The following is a 23,750-nucleotide window of genomic DNA, read 5'->3' on the forward strand; positions in this document are numbered from 1 at the left end:
GGAGAACGAAATGGACCTGTCGAGCCTGCTGTTATTCATCCCCGCCTGCTTCGCCCTGAACATGGCACCGGGGCCGAACAACCTGTTGTCGTTGCACAATGCCAGCCGCTATGGCCTGCGTACCGCATGCGTGGCAGGTGGCGGGCGCATTCTCGCCTTCAGCGGCATGATTGCCCTGGCGGCGATGGGCCTGGCGGTGGTGCTGCACACCAGTGAGTACCTGTTCCTGGTGATCAAGGTGGTGGGTGCGGCCTACCTGTTCTACATCGCCTGGCAGCTGTGGCGCGCTCCGGTGGGCGAGGCCCTGGTGGCGAGCGAGCAACCGCGTGGCGTTTGGCGCCTGGCGCGGCAGGAGTTCTGGGTGGCCGCAGGCAACCCGAAAGCAATCCTGATTTTTACCGCCTTCCTGCCGCAGTTCGTCTCGGTGGGCAGCCCCACCCCGGTCAGTGAGCAGTTCCTCTGGCTGGGGGTACTGTTCCTGCTCCTGGAGTGGGCGGCGATTGCCATCTATGCCGGCCTTGGCGCCTACCTGCAGCGCTGGTTCAGCCAGCCGGGGCCGCGCCGGCTGTTCAACCGGGTCAGCGCCTGCCTGCTCGGTTGCGCTGGCCTCGGTTTGCTGGCCGCACGCCGTTAACGGCGCTGTTCAGTCGCGGTAGAAGGTCTGCACCAGGTGATAGCCGAACTTGCTCTTTATCGGCCCGTGCACCACACGCAGGGGTTTCTTGAAAATCACCTGGTCGATCGCCCCCACCAGCTGCCCCGGGCGCACTTCGCCCAGGTCGCCGCCACGCTTGCCTGAAGGGCAGGTAGAAAACTTCTTGGCCAGCACGTCGAAGGCCTCGCCATTGGCGATGCGCTGTTTGAGCTTTTCGGCCTCCTCAGCGGTCTTGACCAGGATGTGGCGGGCTTGAGCTTTCATGGGACACCTGTGCTTCTGGGTGAAAAAAGGGCGCCATTATGCCTGAACGTGCAGCTCCGTGCGGTCACGAAAAAACTCAAGTGCTTCCGGGTTGGCCAGCGCGTCGGTATTTTTCACGGGTAACCCGTGCACCACATTACGCACCGCCAGCTCCACCAGCTTGCCGCTGATGGTACGTGGAATATCGCTGACCTGCAGGATCACCGCCGGTACATGGCGCGGCGTGGTGTACTGGCGGATCACCTGGCGAATGCGCTGTTGCAACGGCTCATCTAGCGCCAGGCCATCACGCAGACGCACGAACAGCACGACACGCACATCGCCTTTCCATTGCTGGCCGATGGCGACACTTTCCAGCACCTGCTCGACCTTTTCTACCTGCCGATAGATTTCCGCCGTGCCGATACGCACACCACCGGGGTTGAGCACGGCATCGGAACGCCCATGGATCACCATGCCGCCTGTGGTGAGCTGCTCGGCGTAGTCGCCCTGCGCCCAGACACCGGGAAACTGGCTGAAGTAGGCCTCGCGGTAGCGGCTGCCATCGTTGTCGTTCCAGAACCCCCGGGGCATCGACGGGAAGTGGCGGGTGCACACCAACTCGCCTTTTTCACCGGTCACCGGCTGGCCGTGCTCATTCCACACTTCTACCGCCATGCCCAGGCCCTTGCAGGCAATTTCGCCACGGCGTACCGGCAGCGTCGGGTTGCCCAGCACGAAGCAGGACACGATATCGGTACCACCGGACATGGACGCCAGGCACAGGTCGGCCTTTATCTTGCGGTAAACGTAGTCGTAACTGTGCGGCGACAGCGGTGAGCCGGTGGAGAGGATCAGGCGCAGGCTGGCCAGTCGATGACTGCGTGCCGGCTCCAGGCCTTCCTGTTCAAGTGCGGCCAGGTACTTGGCGCTGGTACCGAAGGCCTGGATGCCTTCGGCGTCGATCAGGTCGAGCAGGCGCTCAGGCCCCGGGTGGAAGGGGGAGCCGTCATACAGCACCAGAGTGGCCCCGACTGCCAGGCCACTGGCCAGCCAGTTCCACATCATCCAGCCGCAGGTTGTGTAGTAGAACAACACGTCATCGGCCTTGAGGTCATTGTGCAGGCCGTGTTCCTTGAGGTGTTGCAGCAGGACACCGCCGGCGCTGTGGACGATGCACTTGGGCACGCCTGTGGTGCCGCTGGAATAGAGGATGTACAGCGGGTGATCGAACGGAAACGGGGTGAAGCCTGGCGCACCTCCTGCCTGGTAGAAGTCGCCCCACAGGCTGACCTTGGCAGGGGTAGTGAATTCGTCGGCCTGGGTGTCCGGCCGCGTGTAGGGCACCACGATCAGTTGCTGCAGCCCGGGCAACTGCGCGCAGACCTGGTTGATCTTGTCGACCTGGTCGATCTGCTTGCCGGCGTACTGGTAACCGGCACAGACGATCAGCAGCTTGGGCTCGATCTGGCCGAAACGGTCGATGATGCCGTGCAGGCCAAACTCCGGCGATGACGTCGACCAGACGGCGCCGAGGCTGGTGCAGGCGAGCATGGCCACGAGGGTTTCCCAGGTGTTGGGCATCACTGCGCCAATGCGGTCACCTGGCTCGATACCGGCATTTTTGAAGGCCTTCTGCAGCCCGGCTACCTCAGCGGCCAGTTGCGCGTGGCTCAGTGAGCGGCGCTCGCCGTCTTCGCGCACGGCCGTCACCGCAGTGTGATCGTCACGCCGGCGTAGCAGGTGTTCGGCGAAGTTGAGGGTGGCCTTGGCGAACCACCGAGCATCGGGCATCTGTGCACCTTCGCTCAGTACCTGGCTGGGTGGGCTATGCCACAACACCTGGAAATAGTCGGCAATGGATTCCCAAAAAGCGGCGCGCTGCTCGATGCTCCAGTTGTGCAGTGCTGCGTAATCATTGAGCTGCAGGTTGTAGCGCAGGTTGATCCAGCGGCGAAAGGCATCCATTCGGCTGGCCTCGATTTGCGCCGCAGCAGGACACCAAAGCACATCATTCATGCCATACCTCCCATTGCCAAGACGCGCTTGATCGCCAGCTTGCCAGCTTGCCAGCTTGCCGGTGATCAAGCACCGCTACGCTTCAATTTACTCCACCTTGGCCTGTTGCACGTCCTGCGATGCCGACCACACGCGGTAACGCACTTGCACGCCATCAGGCACATACACCACGACAGGCAACTTGCTGTTGTAGCGCAGCAGGAAGCCTTCACCGACCACCGGCACGAACGCCTCGGTCTTTTTGCCATCCGGGCAGGCCATCAGGGTACTGGCCGGCCCGCCGACCTTGTCCAGGCGGTAATAGCTGTAACCCCAGCCTTGGAGGGTGTGTTCCTCCAGGCTGCCGGCCAGGCGCTGGCGGTTACAGTCCACCTGCAGCGTTTTGCCAGCCAGAATTTCCAGCTTGTAGGCTTGCTCGTCGGGTTGTGCGGGCAGGTGGATGACCTGCCGGGTAAAGCCTTTTTCAGCCTCGGGGTAAGGCGCGATGTCCTTCAGGCTGGCGGCCATCGCTGGGGCAGTGGCCGCCAGGGTCAGGGCCAGGATCGCGGACAGGGGGGGTGGGCGCATAGGGCCTCCTTGCAGTTGAACGATGGCAAGACCCGCACCAGGCCCAGGCCGCCCATCACTGGGCCAGCCAGCCACCATCGACATTCCAGGCGGCGCCGCGGACCTGGCTTGCGGCCTCGCTGCACAGGAATAGTACCAGCTCGCCCAGGTGTTCAGGAGTGACGAAGGCCAATGAAGGTTGCTTCTCGGCCAGCAAGTCCGCTTGCGCCTGCTGCGGGTCGACACCCTTGGCGGCGCGTTCGTCGATCTGCTTTTGCACCAGCGGGGTCAGCACCCAGCCCGGGCAGATGGCGTTGCAGGTGACATTGCCGGTAGCGGTTTCCAGCCCCACCACCTTGGTCAGGCCGACCACGCCGTGCTTGGCTGCCACATAGGCGGCTTTGCCGGTAGAACCGACCAACCCGTGCACCGAGGCGATATTGACGATACGCCCCCAGTTGCGCTCACGCATGCCCGGCAGCGCCAGCCGCGTGCCATGGAACACCGCCGACAGGTTCAGGGCGATGATCTTGTCCCAGCTTTCCAGCGGAAACTGCTCGACCGGCGCCACATGCTGGATGCCCGCATTATTGACCAGGATGTCGACGCCGCCGAAGGTCTGCTCGGCGAACGCGAACAATGCTTCTATCTGGGCCACCTCGCCAAGGTCGGCCGGATGGTGCGCAGCCTTCACCCCATGCTGCGTAACCTCGGCCAGAGCCGGTGCCGGGTCGCCGAAACCGTTGAGCAGGATGTTGGCGCCAGCGCGGGCCAGCACCTGGGCGATGCCCAGGCCGATGCCGCTGGTGGAACCGGTGACGAGTGCAGTCTTGCCTTTGAGGGTCATGCAAAAGCTCCTTAGACGATGCCGGTGGCGTAGAACGTGGCGATGACCACGAAGACCGCCAGGGTCTTGATCAGGGTAATACCGAAAATGTCCTTGTAGGCCTCGCGGTGGGTCAAGCCGGTGACGGCCAGTAAGGTGATCACCGCACCGTTGTGCGGCAGGGTGTCCATGCCGCCACTGGCCATCGCGGCCACCCGGTGCAGCACCTCGAGCGGGATGTTGGCGGGGTTTGCCGCAGCGATGAAGCTGTCGCCCATGGCCGCCAGGGCAATGCTCATGCCGCCAGAGGCGGACCCGGTGATGCCGGCCAGCAAGGTCACGGTGATCGCTTCATTGACCAGCGGGTTGGGGATGCCGCGCAGGGCGTCGGCCAGTACCAGAAAGCCTGGCAGCGAAGCGATCACAGCACCAAAACCGTACTCGGAGGCCGTGTTCATGGCGGCCAGCAAGGCGCCCCCGACGGCACTTTTGGTGCCTTCGGCCAGGCGCTCACGAATGGCGCCGAAGGCGCACACCAGCACCATCAGGATGCCCACCAGCAGCGCGGCCTGCACTGCCCAGATCGCCGTCAGCTTGGCCACGTCGCTGTTCACCGGCGCACTCATGCCCGGCAGTTGCAGGCTATGGCTGGCCCCATACCACTGCGGGATCCAGTGGGTGAACAGCAGGTTCATCACACCTACCAGTACCAGCGGCGAAAGCGCCAGCCATGGGTTGGGCAAGGTCAGATCGGCGGCGGTTTCCGGTTCGTTGCGCAGGTTGCTGCCATAGCCCTCGCCGGCGCGCTGGGCCTTGTTACGCTGGCGTTGCAGGTAAAGCATGCCGCTGCAGAACACGAACACCGTGCCAATCAGCCCCAACCAGGGCGCGGCCCAGGCGGTGGTGTTGAAGAAGGTGCTGGGGATGATGTTCTGGATCTGCGGGGTGCCGGGCAGGGCGTCCATGGTGAACGAGAAGGCGCCCAAGGCGATGGTTGCCGGGATCAGGCGCTTGGGAATATCACTTTGGCGGAACATTTCGGCGGCGAACGGGTACACCGCGAACACCACCACAAACAGCGATACCCCACCATAAGTGAGCAAAGCGCAAACGAGCACAATCACCAGCATGGCCTGGCGGGTGCCGAGCAGGCGGATGGCTGCGGCGACGATCGAGCGCGAGAAACCGGACAGTTCGATGAGCTTGCCGAACACCGCGCCAAGCAGGAACACCGGAAAGTACAGCTTGATGAAGCCGACCATCTTTTCCATGAACACCCCGGTAAAGGCGGGCGCCACGGCGGCGGGGTCGGTCAGCAGCACCGCGCCGAGGGCGGCGATGGGAGCGAAGAGGATCACGCTGTAACCGCGGTAGGCGGCCAGCATCAGCAGGGCCAAAGCGGCGAGGGCGATGAGCACGGTCATCGGGTAGATCTCCTGGGTAGGTCTTTTTGTTATCGGTGACCGGGAGATAGCGGGAATCGTGCCAATATTTAACCTGTTGATTTATATAGTATTTTTACAAGTTGAAGATTACTGTGTCTCTCATTTGAGATTAGCTGCGGCAGCTATTGCTCCCAACCGCGTTTCAGGGCAGAGCGCCCGCAGTAGTCTCCATTGCGAAACATCAGTCTCTGATGAGAGACTCAGACGCCCAAAGCCACCCGCTTCTTGTAGAACGTCGAACGCCCCAAACCCAATGCTTTGGCTGCTTCCACCACATTGCCGGCGTGTGCGGCCAACGTGTCGGCAATCAGCTTGCGCTCGAATTGCGCACAGGCATCGCGGTAGCTTTGCCGCACGGTAGTGGTGGCGAGCGGCGCCACCGGCCCTAGTGCCTCGCGCAAGTCCAAGGCTGTAAGGCGCGGCTGGTCCGCCAGCAGGGTTGCCCGTTCCAGCACGTTGCGCAGCTCACGGATGTTCCCTGGCCAGGCATGGCGTGCCAGCAATTGCAGCGCATCGGGCTCCAGCTCGAACTGGCTGCCCAGTTCGGCCAGGATCGCCTCGCATAACGCGGGCAGGTCTTCGAGGCGCTCGCGCAGCGGCGGTGCCTGGATTGGCAGTACATTCAGGCGGTAATACAGATCGGCGCGAAACGCCCCGCGGGCCATGGCCGCCTGCAAATCGATTGACGTGGCAGCGATGATGCGCACGTCGCTGCGCAGCATCTGGTTCGAGCCCACCGGTTCGTATTCCTTCTCCTGCAGTACGCGCAGCAGTTTGCTTTGCAGGGCCAGGGGCATGTCGCCGATTTCGTCGAGGAACAAGGTGCCACCCTCGGCCAACTGCAACTTACCGCTGCGCCCCTTACGGTCAGCGCCGGTAAAGGCGCCCGGGGCCGTGCCAAAGAACTCGGCTTCCAGCAGCGCCTCGGGGATCGCTGCACTGTTGATGCTGACAAAGGCTTTGTGCGCACGTGCCGAGGCTGCGTGAATGGCATGGGCCAGCAGCTCCTTGCCGGTACCGGTTTCGCCGAGCAACAACACCGGCGACTCGCTGGCCGCGCCACGCCTGGCACGGCGTTTGGCCTCAAGGCTCGCCGCGCTGCTGCCGACGAACTGGGCAAAACTGTATTTGGCTTGGCGCGCGCGCAGTTGCGAGCGTGTCGTGGCCAGTTCCTGCTGCATGCTCGAATAGCGCTTGAGCAGTGGCGACAGGCTGCGCAATTCGTCGAACAGGGCAAAGCCGATGGCACCGATAAGCGCCCCCTGGGCATCGTGGATCGGCAGGCGCATGACCACCAGTGGCTCCTTGGCGGTGTCGAGCATGTCCAGCAGGATCGGCCGGCCGTTACTCACCACCTCGCGCATCAGGCTGCCCGGGATCACCGTTTCGCATGGCTGGCCGATGGCACTGGCGGCATCGGCCAGGCCAAAACGGCGGGCATAGCGTTCGTTCATCCACACGATTCGCGCCTCGCGGTCGACGATCACCGTGCCCTCGCTGGACTGCTCGATGATTTCGAACAGCGAGCGGATCGCCAGTTGCCGTACCTGAGGATAGTCCTTGAGGGTATTGCTTTCTTGCATGGCAGTTCCCTGAAACCTGTGATGGCAGTACCAGCCTAAACTCTCGGGTCGAAGGCCTCGCGCAAGGCATCCCCGATAAACACCAGCAATGACAGCACCACCGCCAGCGCAAAGAACGCTGTGAAGCCCAGCCAAGGGGCCTCCAGGTGCTGCTTGCCCTGGGTGACCAGCTCACCCAGCGAGGCACTCCCGGCCGGCATGCCAAAGCCCAGAAAGTCCAGCGCGGTCAGTGTAGTGATGGCCCCGGTGAGCATGAACGGCACGTAGGTCAGCGTGGCGTTCATCGCATTGGGCAGGATGTGCCGCAGCATCACCTGGCTGTCAGGCAGGCCCAGCGCGCGGGCGGCCTTCACGTACTCCAGGTTGCGCCCACGCAGGAACTCGGCCCGCACCACATCCACCAGGGTCAACCACGAGAACAGCGCCATGATCCCCAGCAGCCACCAGAAGTCCGGCTCGACGAAACCGCTGAGGATGATCAGCAGGTACAGCACCGGCAACCCCGACCACACCTCCAGCACGCGTTGCCCAAGCAGGTCCACCCAACCACCGTGGTAGCCCTGCAAGGCCCCGGCGATCACGCCGATCAGCACGCTGACCACCGTCAGGGCAAAGGCGAACAGCAGCGATACCCGGGTGCCGTACAACACCCGCGCGAGCACGTCGCGGCCCTGGTCGTCGGTACCCAGCCAGTTGCTGCTGCTCGGTGGGCTTGGGGTGGGTACTTGCAGGTCGTAGTTGGGTGTGTCGGCACTGAACGGAATCGGTGCGAACAGCATCCAGCCGCCCTGGCCCTCGATCAGCTGGCGGACATACGCGCTACGGTAGTCCGGCTGGAACGGCAGTTGGCCGCCGAACTGCTGCTCGCTGTAGCGTTTGAGCGCAGGCATGTACAGCTCGCCCTTGTAGCCAAGCAGCAAGGGTTTGTCGTTGGCGACGAGCTCTGCACCAAGGCTGAGCAGCAGCAGGCCTGCGAACAGCCACAACGACACCCAGCCACGGCGGTTGCGGCGAAAGCGTTGCAGGCGGCGACGCGAAACCGGCGAGAGCATCAGTGCGCCCTCGCGTCAAAGTCGATGCGCGGATCGAGCAAGGTATACGACAAGTCGCCGATCAGGCGGATCAGCAGGCCGGCCAGGGTGAAGATGAACAGTGTGCCGAACACTACCGGGTAGTCACGCGACACCGCTGCCTCGTAGCTCATGCGCCCGAGGCCATCGAGTGAAAAAATCACCTCGATCAGCAGGGATCCTGCGAAGAACACCGTGATCAGCGCCTGCGGCAAGCCTGCCAGCACCACCAGCATGGCATTGCGCAGCACGTGGCCATACAGGACGCGACGCTCGCTCAGGCCCTTGGCGCGGGCCGTGACCACGTACTGACGGGAGATTTCATCGAGGAAGGCGTTCTTGGTCAGCAATGTCAGTGTGGCGAAGCCGCCGACCACCAGTGCCCCCACCGGCAGCACCAGATGCCAGAAGTAGTCGGCGACCTTGCCCAGCAGGCTGAGCTGGTCGAAGTTCTCCGAGACCAGGCCGCGTACCGGGAACCAGTTCAGCGAGGTGCCACCGGCGAACAGCACGATCAGCAGCAAGGCGAACAGGAAGGAGGGCAGAGCGTAACCGATCACGATCAGCGCACTGCTCCAGGCATCGAAGCGGCTGCCGTGGCGCACCGCCTTGCGGATGCCCAGCGGGATCGACACCAGGTAGGTGATCAACGTGGCCCAGAACCCCAGTGAAAGGGTCACCGGCAGCTTGTCCAGAATCAGGTCGGTGACCTTGGCGCCGCGGAAGAAGCTCTGGCCGAAATCCAGCCGTGCATACTGGCAGAGCATCAGCCACAGGCGCTCAGGGGCCGACTTGTCGAAGCCGTACTGGCGCTTGATCTCCTCGATCAGTTTCGGGTCCAGGCCCCGGGTGGCGCGGGATTCGCCATGAACCACGTCGGCCCGGGCGCCCGGTGCCCCGCCGCCGATGCCCTGCAGCCTGGCCACCGCCTGCTCCACCGGGCCACCGGGGGCCGCCTGGACGATGGCGAAGTTGACCAGCAGGATCGCCAGCAGCGTGGGGATGATCAGCAGCAGGCGGCGCAGGATATAGGACGTCATGGCGCAGCCTTCTGGCGCTCGGCCATCTGCGCGCTGGTCAGGGCGTTCGGGCTGATTTCCCACCAGCTGTCCAGCCCTTCGTCATAAGCAGGCTGGACCTTGGGCAGGCCGAAGCGGTTCCACCACACGGTCGAACTGCCTGGCGGGTAGTAGTTGGGGATCCAGTAGTAGTTCCACTGCAGCACACGGTCCAGCGCATGGGCGTGGCGCAGCATGTCAGCCTGGGTGTCGGCGCGCACCAGCCCGTCGATCAGGCTGTCCACCGCAGGGTCCTTGAGCACCATCAGGTTGTTCGAGCCTGGGTCGTTGGCTGCTGCAGACCCGAAGTAATTGTAGAGTTCGGCACCCGGTGAGAGGGTGGCCGGGTAGCCGGTGACGAGCATGTCGTAGTCGCGGGCCATCAGACGATTGACGTACTGGGCCGAGTCGACATTGCGGATGCTCAGGGTAACGCCGATCTGTGCCAGGTTACGCTTCCACGGCAGCAGCAAACGCTCAAGGCCGGCCTGGCCGTTGAGGAAGGTAAATGTCAGCGGCTGGCCCTCGGCGTTGACCAGGTGATCACCCTTAGGGTGCCAACCCGCCTGCTGCAGCAGGGCCAGGGCCTGCAGTTGCTGCGTGCGGATAATCCCCGAACCGTCGGTTGTGGGGGCTGTGAACACCTGGCTGAAGACTTCGCCCGGTACCTTGCCGCGCAGCGGCTCAAGCAGTTTCAGTTCATCGGCATCCGGCAATTCGCGCGCCGCCAGCGGGGTGTTGGAAAAAATACTCTGCTGGCGGATGTACAGGTTGCGCATCATCTGGCGGTTGCTCCACTCGAAGTCCCATAGCATGGCCAGCGCCTGGCGCACGCGGCGGTCCTTGAACTGCGGCCGGTCGAGGTTGAACACGAACCCCTGGGCGGTCTGTGGCTTGGCCGGGCCCAGGTGGGCGCGTTGCAGGCGGCCGTCATCCAGTTGTGCACCGTTGTAACCGAGGGTGAAGGCTGTGGCCGAGAACTCACGGTTGTAGTCGTAGCCACCGCCCTTGAGTACCTGGCGCGCCACCTCGGTATCACCAAAGTACTCGACGCGAATGCGTTCGAAGTTGAAACGGCCGCGGCTGACGGGCAAGTCCTTGGCCCACCAGTGCCGGTCACGCTCGAAGGTGACGCTGCGGCCATTGTCGATCCGCCCGATGCGGTAGGGGCCGCTGCCGACCGGTGTGTCGAAGCCGGCGCCGTTGGCGAAGTCGCGGCTGTTCCAGTCGTGTTCGGGCAGGACCGGCAAACTGGCAAGGTCCAGGGGCAGGGTGCGGCCGTGGGGTTGCTTGAAATCGAAACGCACGCGGTGCGGGCCTTCGACCGTGACACCCGCCACATCGGCGAACTGGGTCCGGTATTTGAGGCTGCCCTCGCTCATCAGCTTGTCGTAACTGAAGCGCACATCCTCGGCACGCACGGGTTTGCCATCGGCAAAGGTGGCCCTGGGGTCGATGTAAAAACGTAGCCAGGCGTCTTGCGGGCCGCGTTCCATGCGCCGGGCGATCAGGCCATAGACGGTGTAGGGCTCATCGAATGAACGCACGGCCAGAGGGGCGTACAGCCAGCCATCGACCTGGCTGACGCCGATACCTTTGTCGATGTACGGCAGGATGTGGTCGAACTGACCGATTTCGGTGGCCGAGCGGCGCAGGATACCGCCCTTGGGGGCATCGGGGTTGACGTAGTCGAAGTGGCGGAACGTTTGGGCGTAGCGCGGGGCTTCACCGTAAACGGTGAGGGCGTGGGTCGGTTCGGCGAGGGCGGTAAAACCCATGCAGGCCAGCACGATCCCCAGAAACATCTGTGGGAGCGGGCTTGCCCGCGAAGAGGCCCGGCCAGGCAACGGCGTTGCCTGCACGGGCGCATTCGCGGGCAAAGCCGCTCCCACAGAGGTGGTCATGGTCAGCGTGGACTTAGTCCTGGCGGCTGGTCACTTCCAGCAGGTGGTAGCCGAACTGGGTCTTGACCGGGCCCTGCACGGTGTTGATCGGGGCGCTGAACACAACGGTATCGAATTCCTTGACCATCTGGCCTGGGCCGAACGAGCCCAGGTCACCGCCCTGGCGGCTGGACGGGCAGGTGGAGTTGGCTTTGGCGATTTCAGCGAAGTCGGCACCGGCTTCGATCTGGGCTTTGAGTTCGTTGCACTTGTCTTCGCTGCTGACGAGGATGTGGCGGGCAGTGGCGCGTGCCATGGGTACTACTCCTTGGGTGAAAAGGGCAAGCCTAGCGCACTTGCTTGGGAAATGTCTCGCAAGGCTTGCTGTACGCTTCCTACATACGCGCTGCGGCCTCACGCAGCAGGGTTTGTGTCGCTTCCCAGCCCAGGCAGCCATCGGTGATCGACACGCCGTACTTCAGCGGGCCCTTGCCCAAGGCCTGGCAACCGTCGAACAGGTGGCCTTCAAGCATCACCCCGACAATCGATGTGTCGCCGGCCAGGCGCTGAGCCAGCACGTCCTCGAACACTGCGGGCTGCCGTGCCGGGTCCTTGCCGCTGTTGGCATGGCTGCAATCGACCATGATCCGCGCCTGCAGGCCCGCCTTGGCCAGCCCTTGGCGGGCTTGGGCAATGCTGGTGCTGTCGTGGTTCGGGCCCTTGTGGCCGCCGCGCAGCACCAGGTGGGTATCCGGGTTGCCCAAGGTCTCGATGATCGCCGGGTAGCCTTGCGCATCCATACCGAAGTGGCGGTGCGCGGCGGCAGCGCTGCGCATCGCGTCGCACGCGATGGCGACACCGCCATCGGTACCGTTCTTGAACCCGACCGGTAACTCCAGGCCGCTGACCATCTCACGGTGAACCTGCGATTCGGTGGTACGCGCGCCAATCGCCGCCCAGCCCAGCAGGTCATCGAAGTAACCGGCGACCATCGGCTGCAGCAGCTCTGTGGCGATCGGCAGGCCGCGTTCGATCATGTTCAGCATCAAGCCACGGGACAGGGCGATGCCGCCATGCATGTCGTCGCTGCCATCGAGGTGCGGATCGTATGCCAGGCCTTTCCAGCCCACCGTGGTGCGCGGTTTCTCCACGTAGGCGCGCATCACCAACAGCAACTTGTCGTCGACTTCGCGGCTCAGGGCCGCCAGGCGGTCGGCATATTCAAGGGCCGAGCGTGGGTCGTGGATCGAGCAGGGGCCGACGACCACCAGCAGGCGCGGATCGCGGCCTTCGAGGATGGCGCGAATGGCCTGGCGCTGGGCCTGGACTTGCTGGGCGTGTTCGATTGAAAGCGGCATCTGCTGCTTGAGCAGGTGCGGGCTGGGCAGGCGACGGCTGACAGTGGTGTTGGCAGCGTTTGGCTGGGTCAGGGGCAGAGCGAGGTTCGAGGCTTGCATGGCGTAGGTTCCCTGGGCGGACGGCGGGTTCTGACCCGCGCAGTCGGCCCCTATCGAGGTGTTCGACTGATCGTTGAATTCAGATTGGCTGCAGCATTGCCACCGTGGACGGACCGGTCGGAGGCGGCAGGCTGGCCCGAGCGGGATTGGCTAAATCGCCAGGCGTAGGTGCTTGCGTAGTAATAGGTGGCGTAGTTCATGAAAGTGTCCTCAGTGTGAATCGGGAATGTTCAAAGGCCTGAAAAGCAAAACCCCCGGTCGGGGAGCCGACCGGGGGTTTGAGTATTCTCATGTTCGGCGGCCCCTCGAAGGTGGGCGCCGTGTAGGTATCAGCGGCGCCTAGTGGCTAAACCAATACCCAAAATAAAAGCAGGCAGCAGCCTTGCAGCCGGCAACGGCCAGCACAGGGCGCAGGTTGCGACCGGTGTGGTTGGCGTGGTTGCGGGTGTGTTTCGGCATGTTGCTCTCCAGTTGATGAGCCCGAGCTTACTTTAGGTGGCAGGCACCGTTCAATGAATAATTTGCCATGCACCTGATCAATTTCTTTTGCCTTGCAGAAAACGGATAGCGCTTTGCACCCAGCGGATATTGCCGCCCGCCGGCACGCCCTAACCTGAGCCGGTCTGAACAATAACAATGGAGACCCTGGCCATGTCCCTGGGATTCGACTACCTCAATGCCATGCTCGAGGACGACCGTGAAAAGGGCATCTACCGCTGCAAGCGCGAGATGTTCACCGACCCACGCCTGTTCGACCTGGAGATGAAACACATCTTCGAGGGCAACTGGATCTACCTGGCCCACGAAAGCCAGATTCCCGAGAAAAACGACTTCCTCACCCTGACCATGGGGCGCCAGCCGATCTTCATCGCGCGCAACAAGGACGGTGAGCTCAATGCCTTCCTCAATGCCTGCAGCCACCGCGGCGCCATGCTCTGCCGGCACAAGCGCGGAAACCGCGCAAGCTATACCTGCCCGTTCCATGGCTGGACCTTCAACAACAGTGGCAAGCTGCTCAAGGTCAAAGATCCGGGCAACGCCGGCTACCCCGACAGTTTCAACTGCGACGGCTCCCATGACCTGACCAAGGTTGCCCGGTTCGAATCCTACCGCGGCTTCCTGTTCGGCAGCCTCAAAGCCGATGTCAAGCCGCTGGCCGAACACCTGGGCGAATCGGCCAAGATCATCGACATGATCGTTGACCAGTCCCCCGAGGGCCTGGAGGTACTGCGCGGGGCCAGTTCGTACATCTACGAAGGCAACTGGAAGCTGACCGCCGAGAACGGCGCCGACGGCTACCATGTCAGCTCCGTGCACTGGAACTACGCGGCCACCCAGAACCAGCGCAAGCAGCGTGAAGCGGGCGAAGAGATCAAGACCATGAGCGCTGGTGCATGGGCCAAGCAGGGGGGTGGTTTCTACTCCTTCGACCACGGCCACCTGCTGCTCTGGACCCGCTGGGCCAACCCCGAAGACCGCCCGGCCTTCGAACGCCGCGAACAACTCGCCGCAGACTTCGGCCAGGCTCGTGCCGACTGGATGATCGAGAACTCGCGCAACCTGTGCCTGTACCCCAACGTCTACCTGATGGACCAGTTCAGCTCGCAGATCCGCATCGCTCGGCCGATATCGGTGAACAAGACCGAGATCACCATCTACTGCATCGCGCCCAAGGGCGAGAGCGCCGAGGCCCGTGCCAGGCGCATTCGTCAGTACGAAGACTTCTTCAACGTCAGTGGCATGGCCACCCCCGACGATCTCGAGGAGTTTCGCTCCTGCCAGACCGGTTACGGCGGTGGTACCGGCTGGAACGACATGTCACGCGGCGCGGCGCACTGGGTCGAGGGGGCCGACGAAGCCGCTCGCGAAATCGAGCTCAGCCCGCTGCTGTCTGGCGTGCGCACTGAGGACGAGGGCCTGTTCGTGCTGCAGCACAAGTACTGGCAGGACACCATGCTCAAGGCTCTGGAAGACGAGCAGCAACTGATCCCCGTGGAGGCCGTGCAATGAGCCTTCATGAGACCGTGCGCGACTTCCTGTACCGCGAAGCGCGCTACCTGGACGATGCACAGTGGGACCAGTGGCTGGAAATGTATGCCAGCGATGCAAGCTTCTGGATGCCCGCGTGGGATGACGACGACTGCCTCACCACCGACCCGCAAAGCGAGATCTCGTTGATCTGGTACGGCAACCGTGGCGGCCTCGAGGACCGGGTGTTCCGCATAAAGACCGAGCGTTCCAGTGCGACCGTGCCCGACACCCGCACCTCGCACAACATCAGCAACATCGAGATCGTCGAGCAGGGCGAAGGCTACTGCCAGGTGCGCTTCAACTGGCACACGCTGAGTTTTCGCTACAAGACCACCGACAGCTACTTCGGTACGAGCTTCTACACCCTGGACCTGCGCGGCGAACAGCCGCTTATCAAGGCCAAGAAGGTGGTGCTGAAGAACGACTACGTGCGCCAGGTCATCGACATCTACCACATCTGAACCGAGGTTACGCGAACGGCCCGGTGTGCCCCATGGCGCGCCGTGGCCAGGTTCGCCCGCGAGGTGCAACATGAGCTTCCAGATCGCGCTTAATTTCGAAGACGGGGTAACCCGCTTCATCGAGGCCAGCGGCCATGAAACCGTCGCCGACGCCGCCTACCGCCAGGGCATCAATATCCCGCTGGACTGCCGCGATGGCGCCTGCGGTACCTGCAAGTGCAAGGCCGAATCCGGCCGTTATGACCTGGGCGACAACTTCATCGAAGACGCCCTCAGTGCAGACGAAATTGCCGAAGGCTATGTACTGACCTGCCAGATGCGCGCCGAAAGCGACTGCGTGGTACGCATCCCGGCGTCTTCGCAACTGTGCAAGACCGAACAAGCGAGCTTCCAGGCCGCCATCAGTGACGTGCGCCAGTTGTCGGCCAGTACCATCGCCCTGTCGATCAAGGGTGAATCGCTCAACAGGCTGGCTTTCTTGCCGGGGCAGTACGTCAACCTCACGGTGCCCGGCAGCGACCAGAGCCGCGCCTACTCCTTCAGTTCGTTGCAGAAGGACGGTGAAGTCAGCTTCCTGATTCGCAACGTGCCGGGCGGGCTGATGAGCAGCTTCCTCACCAGCCTGGCCAAGGCCGGCGACAACATGAGCCTGGCCGGGCCCTTGGGCAGTTTCTACCTGCGCCCGATCCAGCGCCCCTTGCTGCTGCTGGCCGGCGGCACGGGCCTGGCCCCGTTCACGGCGATGCTGGAGAAGGTCGCCGAACAGGGTAGCGAGCACCCCCTGCACCTGATCTATGGGGTGACCAACGACTTCGACCTGGTCGAGCTGGACCGTTTGCACGCCCTGGCTGCGCGCATCCCCAACTTCACCTTCAGCGCCTGTGTGGCCAACCCCGAAAGCCATTACCCGCGAAAGGGTTACGTCACCCAGCACATCGAGCCGTGCCACCTCAATGATGGCGATGTCGACGTGTACCTGTGCGGCCCGCCACCGATGGTCGAGGCGGTCAGCCAGTACATCCGCGAGCAGGGCATCACCCCGGCCAACTTCTACTACGAGAAGTTCGCGGCAGCGGCGGCCTGAGTTTCCTTGGGGCCGCCCCATCGTGCGGGTGAAGGTGGCCTCCTTTTCTTCCAAAGCCGGCAGTTGGGCCTGAGAGCACCGCTGTACCTGTGGGAGCCGGCTTGCCGGCGATGGGGCCAGTGCAGGCCAGGCAAGGTTGTGCCTGATAACAGGATAAGGAAGTAGCAGATGAACAACCGATTCCATAACAAAGTAGCCCTGGTCACCGGCGCCGCTCAAGGCATCGGCCGTGGTGTGTGCTGGCGGCTCAAGGCCGAAGGCGCGCAGGTGGTGGCCGTGGACCGCTCCGAACTGGTCCACGAACTGGCCGGGGAGGGCGTGCTGACGCTGATCGCCGACCTTGAGCAGTACACCGACTGTGCCCGCGTCATGGCCTCGGCGGTAGAAGCGTTCGGGCGCATCGACATTCTGGTCAACAACGTTGGCGGCACCATCTGGGCCAAGCCCTTCGAACACTATGAAGTGGCGCAGATCGAGGCCGAAGTTCGCCGCTCGCTGTTCCCCACCCTGTGGTGCTGCCACGCGGCGCTCCCGTACATGCTCGAACGCGGCAGCGGCGCCATCGTCAACGTCTCCTCGATTGCCACCCGCGGCGTCAACCGCGTGCCCTATGGCGCGGCCAAAGGCGGGGTCAATGCACTGACCGCGTGCCTTGCCTTCGAAACCGCCGGCCGCGGCATCCGGGTCAACGCTACCGCGCCCGGCGGCACCGAGGCACCACCCCGGCGGGTGCCACGCAATGAGGCCGAGCAGAGCGAACAAGACAAACGCTGGTATCAGCAGATCGTCGACCAGACCCTGGACAGCAGCCTGATGCACCGCTACGGCAGCATTGACGAACAGGTTGGCGCGATCCTTTTCCTGGCCAGCGACGAGGCGTCCTACATCACCGGCGTGACCCTGCCGGTGGGGGGCGGCGACCTCGGCTGAGCAGCACCCAAAGGCAGTTTTACTCCACAAAAAAAACAACAGAGACAGATGCCATGCGAACCCTTGACGTTCACCCGATCATCGACAACGCCCGTTTCACCGCCTTCCACTGGATGGTCATGGCCTGGTGCGGCCTGCTGCTGGTCTTTGACGGCTACGACCTGTTCATCTACGGCGTGGTACTGCCGGTGATCATGAAAGAATGGGGCCTGACCCCTTTGCAGGCCGGTGCCCTGGGCAGCTATGCGCTGTTCGGCATGATGTTCGGTGCCCTGGCTTTCGGCAGCCTGGCCGACCGGATCGGGCGCAAGAAAGGGATTGCCATCTGTTTCGCCCTGTTCTCGGGGGCGACCATCCTCAACGGCTTTGCCAGCAGCCCCAGCGAGTTCGGCATCTATCGCTTCATCGCCGGCCTTGGCTGCGGCGGTTTGATGCCCAATGCCGTGGCGCTGATGAACGAATACGCGCCCAAGCGCCTGCGCAGCACGCTGGTGGCAATCATGTTCAGCGGTTATTCGCTGGGCGGCATGCTTTCGGCGGGCGTGGGTATCTTCATGCTGCCACGCTTCGGTTGGGAGTCGATGTTCTTCGCCGCCGCAGTGCCGCTGCTGCTGTTGCCGGTGATCCTGTATTACCTGCCCGAGTCGATCGGCTTTCTGGTGCGCCAGGGCCGTACCGACGAGGCGCGCGCGTTGCTCAAGCGCCTGGACCCGCACTGCGATGTGCAGGCTGACGACCAATTGCAGGCGACTGACCGCAAAGGTAACGGCGGTTCAGTGCTGGACCTGTTCCGCAATGGCCTGGCCACCCGCACCCTGGCCCTGTGGCTGGCGTTCTTCTGCTGCCTGTTGATGGTCTACGCGCTCAGCTCGTGGCTGCCGAAACTGATGGCCAACGCCGGCTACAGCCTGGGCTCGAGCCTGTCCTTCCTGCTGGCACTGAACTTCGGCGGCATGGCCGGGGCAATTCTGGGTGGCTGGCTGGGCGACCGCTACAACCTGGTGAAAGTGAAAGTCGCGTTCTTCCTGGCAGCTGCCGTGTCGATCAGCCTGCTCGGGGTCAACAGCCCGATGCCGGTGCTGTACCTGCTGATCTTCATCGCCGGCGCCACCACCATCGGCACGCAGATCCTGCTGTACGCCGGTGCTGCGCAGCTTTACGGCCTTGCGGTGCGCTCCACCGGCCTGGGCTGGGCCTCGGGCATCGGCCGCAATGGCGCCATCGTCGGGCCGCTGCTAGGCGGTGCGCTGATGGGGATCAACCTGCCGCTGCAACTCAATTTCATCGCCTTCGCCATTCCCGGTGCAATCGCCGCGCTGGCCATGGCCGTGCACCTGGCCAGCAGCCGGCGTCACGCCCTGGCCGCGACGGCCTGACCTTACTACTGACTGAACGGGAGCTTTTCATGACAAGCCCAACCATTGAACGGCTGGAGGCGATCATCGTCGACCTGCCCACCATCCGCCCGCACAAGCTGGCCATGCACACCATGCAGCAGCAAACCCTGGTAGTCCTGCGCCTGCGTTGCAGCGACGGTGTGGAAGGTATCGGCGAGGCCACCACCATCGGCGGCCTGGCTTACGGCTACGAAAGCCCCGAGGGCATCAAGGCCAATATCGACGCGCATCTGGCGCCGGCGCTGGTGGGCATGGCTGCCGACAACATCAATGCCGCCATGCTCAAGCTCGACAAGCTGGCCAAGGGCAACACCTTCGCCAAATCCGGTATCGAGAGCGCCTTGCTCGATGCCCAGGGCAAACGCCTGGGGCTGCCGGTCAGTGAGCTGCTGGGCGGGCGCGTGCGCGACAGCCTTGAGGTGGCCTGGACCCTGGCCAGCGGGGACACGGCATGTGACATCGCCGAGGCCGAGCACATGCTGGAGGTTCGCCGCCACCGGGTGTTCAAGCTGAAGATCGGCGCCAACCCCCTGGCACAGGACCTGAAACATGTGGTGGCGATCAAGCGTGAGCTGGGCGAGCGCGCCAGTGTGCGGGTCGACGTCAACCAGTACTGGGACGAATCCCAGGCCATTCGCGCCTGCCAGGTGCTGGGTGACAACGGTATCGACCTCATCGAACAGCCGATCTCACGCATCAACCGCAGCGGCCAGGTGCGCCTGAACCAGCGCAGCCCTGCGCCGATCATGGCCGACGAGTCCATCGAAAGCGTGGAGGACGCGTTCAGCCTGGCTGCGGACGGTGCCGCCAGCATCTTCGCCCTGAAAATCGCCAAGAACGGCGGCCCGCGTGCGGTGCTGCGCACCGCACAGATTGCCGAAGCGGCCGGCATCGCCCTGTACGGCGGCACCATGCTCGAAGGCTCTATCGGCACCCTGGCTTCGGCACACGCCTTCCTCACGGTACGCCAGTTGACCTGGGGTACCGAGCTGTTCGGGCCGCTGCTGCTGACCGAAGAGATCGTCAACGAGCCGCCGCAGTACCACGACTTCCAGCTGCACGTGCCCCGTACCCCAGGCCTGGGCCTGACCCTCGACGAACACCGCCTGGCGCGGTTCGCCCGCCGCTGACATCAAAGGAGAAACCCCATGCTGTTCCACGTGAAGATGACCGTGAAGCTGCCGGTCGACATGGACCCGGCCAAGGCCAGGCAACTGAAGGCCGACGAGAAGGAACTTGCCCAGCGCCTGCAGCGCGAGGGCACCTGGCGTCACCTGTGGCGCATCGCCGGGCACTACGCCAACTACAGCGTGTTCGACGTGCCCAGCGTCGAGGCGCTGCACGACACGCTGATGTTGCTGCCGCTGTTTCCGTACATGGATATCGAGGTCGACGGCCTGTGCCGTCACCCGTCATCGATCCACGCCGACGACCGCTGAAACACGCCTTTCGCACAAGAACAAGACGAGATAACCATCATGACCGTGAAAATTTCCCACACTGCCGACGCCCAGAAGTTTTTCGAAGAAGCAGCAGGCTTTGGTAACGACAACGGCAGCCCACGCCTTAAACGCATCGTTCAGCGTGTGCTGCAGGACACCGCCCGCCTGATCGAAGACCTGGAAATCAGCGAAGACGAGTTCTGGCTGGCTGTGGACTACCTCAACCGCCTCGGCGGCCGTGGCGAGGCCGGGCTGCTGGTAGCGGGGCTGGGCATCGAGCACTTCCTCGACCTGCTGCAGGATGCCAAGGATGCCGAGGCAGGCCTGAGCGGTGGCACCCCGCGCACCATCGAAGGCCCGCTGTACGTTGCCGGCGCGCCCATCGCCCAAGGCGAGGTGCGCATGGATGACGGCAGCGAGGAGGGCGTGGCCACGGTCATGTTCCTCGAAGGCCAGGTGCTCGACCCCCAGGGCCAGCCGCTTGCCGGCGCCGTTGTCGACCTGTGGCATGCCAACACCCGTGGTACCTACTCGTTCTTCGACTCGAGCCAGTCCGAGTACAACCTGCGCCGACGCATCGTCACCGACGCAGAAGGCCGCTACCGCGCGCGCTCCATCGTGCCCTCGGGCTATGGCTGCGACCCGCAGGGGCCGACCCAGGAATGCCTGGACCTGCTGGGCCGCCACGGCCAGCGCCCGGCGCATGTGCACTTCTTCATCTCGGCGCCGGGGCACCGGCACCTGACCACACAGATCAACCTGTCTGGCGACAAGTACCTGTGGGATGACTTTGCCTATGCCACGCGCGATGGGCTGGTCGGTGAGGTGGTGTTCCGTGAGGGGGCCGACGGGCGCTATGCCGAACTCAAGTTCGACTTCCAGTTGCAGAAGGCGCTGCAAGGCGCGGATGAGCAGCGCAGCGGGCGGCCTCGGGCCTTGCAGGAAGGCTAAGTCTGGATCGCGGGCACGCCGGCGCCTGCAGGAACAGCGCAGGCACTGAACTCAGCGATGTCTGGGGGGCCGGCTAGCCGGCGATCAAGCGCAAAGCCCTTGCAACCCACTACTGCAGCGAGAGGCCCATGAAAAACCTGATCAAGGACTGCTCCCTTTCCGCCATCGTCGCAGGGTGCCTTGCGACGATGATTTCCTACGCCGGCCCGCTGGTGATCATCTTTCACGCCGCCGAAGCCGCCGGCTTGGCCCCGGGCCTGCTGTCTTCCTGGGTTTGGTCCATCTCCATGGGCAGCGCTGTACTCGGCGGTTTGTTGAGCCTGTACTACCGGGTACCCATAGTGATCGCCTGGTCCATCCCGGGCTCGGCACTATTGGTCACGGCCTTGCCCCAACTGGGACTGGAGCAGGCAGTAGGGGCATATCTGGTGGCCAACCTGGTCCTGCTGCTGATCGGCATCAGCGGGGCCTTCGACCGCATCATTGCGCACCTGCCGGGCTCGATCGCCGCCGGCATGCAGGCCGGCATTCTGTTCAGCTTCGGCACCGAGGTGTTCCGGGCATTGCCGGTGCAGCCGGGGCTGGTGCTGGCGATGTTCGTTGCCTATGTGCTGATGCGCAGGCTGCAACCGCGCTACGCCGTGGCCGCGGTGTTGTGTGTGGGTGCCGTTGTCACCTTTGCCAGTGGCGCACTGCGCAGCGAGGCACTGGTGTTGGAACTGGCCTCGGCGCAGTGGATCACCCCGCAGTTCAGCCTTGCGGCGCTGTTCAGCCTGGCACTGCCGATGGTGCTGGTGGCGCTGACCGGGCAATTCATGCCGGGCATGGCGGTGCTGCGCAACGCAGGCTATGCAACGCCCGCCAGCCCGTTGATCAGCGCCAGTGCCATCGGCGGAGCCTTGTTGGCGCCGTTCGGTTGCCATGGCCTGAACCTCGCTGCCGTCACCGCCAGCCTGTGCACGGGCCACGAGGCCCATGACAACCCGCGCCGGCGCTATGTCGCGGCGGTCGCCGGCAGTGCGCTGTACCTGTTGCTGGGCATCGCCGGGGCGACACTGATGTCGCTGTTCGCCGCCTTTCCTGCTGCTTTGATAGCCGCGCTGGCCGGGCTTGCGCTGTATGGCGCGATCAGCGACGCCTTGGCCCGCAGCCTGGCTGAGCCGCAAGAGCGCGACGCCGGCTTGTTCACCTTCCTGGTCACCGCTTCGGGGGTGTCTTTCCTTGGCCTTTCGGCAGCGTTCTGGGGGCTGCTGTTCGGCCTGCTGGCACACGCGCTGCTCAGGCTGCGTCGCCCGCATGCCCGGGAGGCCCTGCGCCGTTCACCTTGAAACTCGTATTACCAACGCTTTACCCATAACAACAAGATCAAGAGAGCTTCGGAATGAACCAAACCCCTTGCGTCGCCATCGGGCTGACCCTGCTCAGCCAACCGTTATCCGCCGCCGAAGGCGGTTTCTTCGAGGATGCCAAAGCCAGCCTCAGCGCCCGCAACTACTACTTCAGCCGTGACTTTTCCGACATCGTCGGCGCCAATCAGCAGTCCAAGGCCCAGGAGTGGGCGCAGGGCTTCATCCTTGACTTCAAGTCTGGCTACACGCCAGGTACCGTAGGCGTTGGGGTCGACGCGCTGGGCGTGCTGGGCATCAAGCTCGACAGCAGCCCTGACCGGGCCAATACAGGGCTGCTGCCAGTGCACGGTGATGGCAGGGCCGCCGACGAATACAGCCGCCTGGCACCTACGTTCAAGGCACGGGTATCCAAAACCGAATTGCGCGTCGGTGAACTGCAGCCCAACCTGCCGGTGCTGACTTTCAGCGATATCCGGCTGTTGCCGCCCACTTACCAGGGCGTGAGCCTCAGCACGTCCGAACTGGACGGCCTGACGGTGCAGGCCGGGCACCTCACCGGCTCGCACCTGCGTAACGAAGGCGGCGACGGCAAGATGAACGCCATGCTCGGCCATGTGCCCCAGCGCCAGGTCGAGAGCGACGCATTCAACTATGTCGGGGGCGACTACGCGTTCAACGGCAACCAGAGCAGCGCCAGCCTCTGGTACGGGCAACTGCAAGACGTTTACGCCCAGGGCTTTGTCGGGTTCAAGCACAGCAAGCCGCTAGGGGACTGGGTGCTCAGTGCCAACCTGGGCTATTTCACCGCCCGCGAGCAAGGTGATGCGTTGCTGGGCACCATCGACAACCAGGCATTCTTTTCGCTGCTCACTGCTAGGCGAGGGGGGCACAGCTTCCACGCGGGGTACCAGGCGATGTACGGCGACAGTCCGTTCCCTCGGGTGTTCGCCAACATTTCGCCGCTGGGCAATGAGGTGCCGACGTATGAGTTTGCCTACACCGATGAGCGCTCCTATCAGCTGCGCTATGACTACAACTTCGCAGCCATGGGCATCCCGGGGCTGACGGCGACGGTGCGCTACCTCACCGGTAACAACGTCGATACCGGCCAAGGGTACGAGGGCAAGGATCGCGAACGTGATATCGATCTGGGTTATGCGGTGCAGAGCGGTGTGCTCAAAGGGCTGGGAATACGGGTGAGGAATGCCATGGCGCGGTCCAATTACCGTAGCGATATCGATGAAAACCGGTTGATCCTGGTGTACACCTGGCAGCTGTTCTAAGCCCGTACCGGCCACGCGTTGTCACACAGCAGCAATT

At 63.6% G+C, this 23,750-nt stretch carries 22 protein-coding genes; 11 read left to right on the plus strand and 11 right to left on the minus strand.

Translation table 11 applies throughout. The features are described from left to right. The first annotated feature begins 10 nt into the window (after positions 1 to 10). A complete protein-coding gene (locus tag NGJ21_RS22830; RefSeq protein ID WP_046786144.1) occupies positions 11 to 634 on the plus strand; it encodes a LysE family translocator in 624 nt (207 codons plus the stop codon). A gap of 9 nt (positions 635 to 643) precedes the next feature. Here the strand turns inward: NGJ21_RS22830 and NGJ21_RS22835 are convergent, their stop codons facing one another. The 11 genes from NGJ21_RS22835 to NGJ21_RS22885 form a co-directional block, all read right to left on the minus strand. Next, positions 644 to 919 carry a peptidylprolyl isomerase gene (locus NGJ21_RS22835; protein WP_046786145.1) on the minus strand — a complete coding sequence of 92 codons (276 nt, stop codon included), beginning with the start codon at positions 917 to 919 and terminating at the stop codon, positions 644 to 646. Positions 920 to 955: 36 nt separating this feature from the next. Beyond that, positions 956 to 2,917: an acetoacetate--CoA ligase gene (locus tag NGJ21_RS22840; protein WP_251962707.1), complete on the minus strand. Its 1,962-nt coding sequence runs from the start codon at positions 2,915 to 2,917 to the stop codon at positions 956 to 958. 87 nt (positions 2,918 to 3,004) lie between these two features. Beyond that, positions 3,005 to 3,484, minus strand: coding sequence for a serine protease inhibitor ecotin (eco, locus tag NGJ21_RS22845; protein WP_251962708.1), 480 nt, complete (start codon positions 3,482 to 3,484; stop codon positions 3,005 to 3,007). Between the two features lie 55 nt (positions 3,485 to 3,539). Then, positions 3,540 to 4,310 (minus strand): 3-hydroxybutyrate dehydrogenase, encoded by a 771-nt coding sequence (gene hbdH / locus NGJ21_RS22850; protein WP_161872722.1) that lies wholly within the window; start codon positions 4,308 to 4,310, stop codon positions 3,540 to 3,542. Between the two features lie 11 nt (positions 4,311 to 4,321). After that, the gene (locus NGJ21_RS22855; protein ID WP_251962709.1) at positions 4,322 to 5,713 is read right to left on the minus strand and encodes a GntP family permease; all 1,392 of its coding nucleotides are present in this window, start codon (positions 5,711 to 5,713) and stop codon (positions 4,322 to 4,324) included. Positions 5,714 to 5,934: 221 nt separating this feature from the next. After that, positions 5,935 to 7,317 (minus strand): sigma-54 interaction domain-containing protein, encoded by a 1,383-nt coding sequence (locus tag NGJ21_RS22860; RefSeq protein WP_251962710.1) that lies wholly within the window; start codon positions 7,315 to 7,317, stop codon positions 5,935 to 5,937. 35 nt (positions 7,318 to 7,352) lie between these two features. Next, positions 7,353 to 8,369 carry an ABC transporter permease gene (locus tag NGJ21_RS22865; RefSeq protein WP_046786151.1) on the minus strand — a complete coding sequence of 339 codons (1,017 nt, stop codon included), beginning with the start codon at positions 8,367 to 8,369 and terminating at the stop codon, positions 7,353 to 7,355. Continuing rightward, positions 8,369 to 9,427: a microcin C ABC transporter permease YejB gene (locus tag NGJ21_RS22870; RefSeq protein WP_251962711.1), complete on the minus strand. Its 1,059-nt coding sequence runs from the start codon at positions 9,425 to 9,427 to the stop codon at positions 8,369 to 8,371. The genes NGJ21_RS22865 and NGJ21_RS22870 overlap by 1 nt, the downstream gene beginning before the upstream one ends. Then, positions 9,424 to 11,349 (minus strand): extracellular solute-binding protein, encoded by a 1,926-nt coding sequence (locus tag NGJ21_RS22875; RefSeq protein ID WP_115274744.1) that lies wholly within the window; start codon positions 11,347 to 11,349, stop codon positions 9,424 to 9,426. Before NGJ21_RS22875 ends, NGJ21_RS22870 begins: the two co-directional genes overlap by 4 nt. Positions 11,350 to 11,362: 13 nt before the next feature. Continuing rightward, positions 11,363 to 11,644, minus strand: coding sequence for a peptidylprolyl isomerase (locus NGJ21_RS22880; RefSeq protein ID WP_039602126.1), 282 nt, complete (start codon positions 11,642 to 11,644; stop codon positions 11,363 to 11,365). Positions 11,645 to 11,723: 79 nt separating this feature from the next. Then, the gene (locus tag NGJ21_RS22885) at positions 11,724 to 12,785 is read right to left on the minus strand and encodes a 3-deoxy-7-phosphoheptulonate synthase (RefSeq protein WP_046786152.1); all 1,062 of its coding nucleotides are present in this window, start codon (positions 12,783 to 12,785) and stop codon (positions 11,724 to 11,726) included. Positions 12,786 to 13,436: 651 nt separating this feature from the next. Here NGJ21_RS22885 and benA point away from each other — a divergent pair. The 10 genes from benA to NGJ21_RS22935 all read left to right on the plus strand — a co-directional run bounded on the left by benA (position 13,437) and on the right by NGJ21_RS22935 (position 23,713). Continuing rightward, a complete protein-coding gene (benA, locus tag NGJ21_RS22890) occupies positions 13,437 to 14,795 on the plus strand; it encodes a benzoate 1,2-dioxygenase large subunit (RefSeq protein ID WP_237858483.1) in 1,359 nt (452 codons plus the stop codon). Then, the gene (gene benB, locus NGJ21_RS22895) at positions 14,792 to 15,277 is read left to right on the plus strand and encodes a benzoate 1,2-dioxygenase small subunit (protein WP_174141167.1); all 486 of its coding nucleotides are present in this window, start codon (positions 14,792 to 14,794) and stop codon (positions 15,275 to 15,277) included. The genes benA and benB overlap by 4 nt, the downstream gene beginning before the upstream one ends. 70 nt (positions 15,278 to 15,347) lie before the next feature. After that, positions 15,348 to 16,361: a benzoate 1,2-dioxygenase electron transfer component BenC gene (benC, locus tag NGJ21_RS22900; RefSeq protein WP_251962712.1), complete on the plus strand. Its 1,014-nt coding sequence runs from the start codon at positions 15,348 to 15,350 to the stop codon at positions 16,359 to 16,361. 168 nt (positions 16,362 to 16,529) lie between these two features. Beyond that, a complete protein-coding gene (locus tag NGJ21_RS22905; protein ID WP_115274748.1) occupies positions 16,530 to 17,291 on the plus strand; it encodes a 1,6-dihydroxycyclohexa-2,4-diene-1-carboxylate dehydrogenase in 762 nt (253 codons plus the stop codon). Positions 17,292 to 17,344: 53 nt separating this feature from the next. Continuing rightward, complete coding sequence (locus NGJ21_RS22910; protein ID WP_251962713.1) at positions 17,345 to 18,667, plus strand: MFS transporter; 1,323 nt, start codon at positions 17,345 to 17,347, stop codon at positions 18,665 to 18,667. Positions 18,668 to 18,696: 29 nt separating this feature from the next. Continuing rightward, a complete protein-coding gene (locus tag NGJ21_RS22915; protein ID WP_046786157.1) occupies positions 18,697 to 19,818 on the plus strand; it encodes a muconate cycloisomerase family protein in 1,122 nt (373 codons plus the stop codon). An 18-nt stretch (positions 19,819 to 19,836) separates the two neighbouring features. Continuing rightward, positions 19,837 to 20,127, plus strand: a complete 291-nt coding sequence (catC, locus tag NGJ21_RS22920; RefSeq protein WP_046786158.1) for a muconolactone Delta-isomerase — start codon at positions 19,837 to 19,839, stop codon at positions 20,125 to 20,127. A gap of 39 nt (positions 20,128 to 20,166) precedes the next feature. Further along, the gene (gene catA / locus NGJ21_RS22925) at positions 20,167 to 21,081 is read left to right on the plus strand and encodes a catechol 1,2-dioxygenase (RefSeq protein WP_115274751.1); all 915 of its coding nucleotides are present in this window, start codon (positions 20,167 to 20,169) and stop codon (positions 21,079 to 21,081) included. A 128-nt stretch (positions 21,082 to 21,209) separates the two neighbouring features. Next, positions 21,210 to 22,409 carry a benzoate/H(+) symporter BenE family transporter gene (locus tag NGJ21_RS22930; RefSeq protein WP_251962714.1) on the plus strand — a complete coding sequence of 400 codons (1,200 nt, stop codon included), beginning with the start codon at positions 21,210 to 21,212 and terminating at the stop codon, positions 22,407 to 22,409. Between the two features lie 53 nt (positions 22,410 to 22,462). Further along, complete coding sequence (locus NGJ21_RS22935; RefSeq protein ID WP_204918005.1) at positions 22,463 to 23,713, plus strand: OprD family porin; 1,251 nt, start codon at positions 22,463 to 22,465, stop codon at positions 23,711 to 23,713. Positions 23,714 to 23,750: the final 37 nt, after the last annotated feature.

It is taken from the genome of Pseudomonas sp. Marseille-Q5299 (assembly GCF_943737035.1).
Classification (GTDB): domain Bacteria; phylum Pseudomonadota; class Gammaproteobacteria; order Pseudomonadales; family Pseudomonadaceae; genus Aquipseudomonas; species Aquipseudomonas putida_E.

What these genes read in the sequence shown, in the direction of transcription:
- hbdH (WP_161872722.1), bottom strand. Translation starts at nt 4,310, where the DNA reads ATGACCCTCAAAGGCAAGACTGCACTCGTCACCGGTTCCACCAGCGGC.
- NGJ21_RS22875 (WP_115274744.1), bottom strand. Translation starts at nt 11,349, where the DNA reads ATGACCACCTCTGTGGGAGCGGCTTTGCCCGCGAATGCGCCCGTGCAG.
- benB (WP_174141167.1), top strand. Translation starts at nt 14,792, where the DNA reads ATGAGCCTTCATGAGACCGTGCGCGACTTCCTGTACCGCGAAGCGCGC.
- NGJ21_RS22855 (WP_251962709.1), bottom strand. Translation starts at nt 5,713, where the DNA reads ATGACCGTGCTCATCGCCCTCGCCGCTTTGGCCCTGCTGATGCTGGCC.
- benC (WP_251962712.1), top strand. Translation starts at nt 15,348, where the DNA reads ATGAGCTTCCAGATCGCGCTTAATTTCGAAGACGGGGTAACCCGCTTC.
- NGJ21_RS22835 (WP_046786145.1), bottom strand. Translation starts at nt 919, where the DNA reads ATGAAAGCTCAAGCCCGCCACATCCTGGTCAAGACCGCTGAGGAGGCC.
- NGJ21_RS22885 (WP_046786152.1), bottom strand. Translation starts at nt 12,785, where the DNA reads ATGCAAGCCTCGAACCTCGCTCTGCCCCTGACCCAGCCAAACGCTGCC.
- NGJ21_RS22905 (WP_115274748.1), top strand. Translation starts at nt 16,530, where the DNA reads ATGAACAACCGATTCCATAACAAAGTAGCCCTGGTCACCGGCGCCGCT.
- NGJ21_RS22865 (WP_046786151.1), bottom strand. Translation starts at nt 8,369, where the DNA reads ATGCTCTCGCCGGTTTCGCGTCGCCGCCTGCAACGCTTTCGCCGCAAC.
- eco (WP_251962708.1), bottom strand. Translation starts at nt 3,484, where the DNA reads ATGCGCCCACCCCCCCTGTCCGCGATCCTGGCCCTGACCCTGGCGGCC.
- NGJ21_RS22910 (WP_251962713.1), top strand. Translation starts at nt 17,345, where the DNA reads ATGCGAACCCTTGACGTTCACCCGATCATCGACAACGCCCGTTTCACC.
- NGJ21_RS22830 (WP_046786144.1), top strand. Translation starts at nt 11, where the DNA reads ATGGACCTGTCGAGCCTGCTGTTATTCATCCCCGCCTGCTTCGCCCTG.
- NGJ21_RS22915 (WP_046786157.1), top strand. Translation starts at nt 18,697, where the DNA reads ATGACAAGCCCAACCATTGAACGGCTGGAGGCGATCATCGTCGACCTG.
- NGJ21_RS22880 (WP_039602126.1), bottom strand. Translation starts at nt 11,644, where the DNA reads ATGGCACGCGCCACTGCCCGCCACATCCTCGTCAGCAGCGAAGACAAG.
- benA (WP_237858483.1), top strand. Translation starts at nt 13,437, where the DNA reads ATGTCCCTGGGATTCGACTACCTCAATGCCATGCTCGAGGACGACCGT.
- catC (WP_046786158.1), top strand. Translation starts at nt 19,837, where the DNA reads ATGCTGTTCCACGTGAAGATGACCGTGAAGCTGCCGGTCGACATGGAC.
- NGJ21_RS22935 (WP_204918005.1), top strand. Translation starts at nt 22,463, where the DNA reads ATGAACCAAACCCCTTGCGTCGCCATCGGGCTGACCCTGCTCAGCCAA.
- NGJ21_RS22930 (WP_251962714.1), top strand. Translation starts at nt 21,210, where the DNA reads ATGAAAAACCTGATCAAGGACTGCTCCCTTTCCGCCATCGTCGCAGGG.
- catA (WP_115274751.1), top strand. Translation starts at nt 20,167, where the DNA reads ATGACCGTGAAAATTTCCCACACTGCCGACGCCCAGAAGTTTTTCGAA.
- NGJ21_RS22840 (WP_251962707.1), bottom strand. Translation starts at nt 2,917, where the DNA reads ATGAATGATGTGCTTTGGTGTCCTGCTGCGGCGCAAATCGAGGCCAGC.
- NGJ21_RS22860 (WP_251962710.1), bottom strand. Translation starts at nt 7,317, where the DNA reads ATGCAAGAAAGCAATACCCTCAAGGACTATCCTCAGGTACGGCAACTG.
- NGJ21_RS22870 (WP_251962711.1), bottom strand. Translation starts at nt 9,427, where the DNA reads ATGACGTCCTATATCCTGCGCCGCCTGCTGCTGATCATCCCCACGCTG.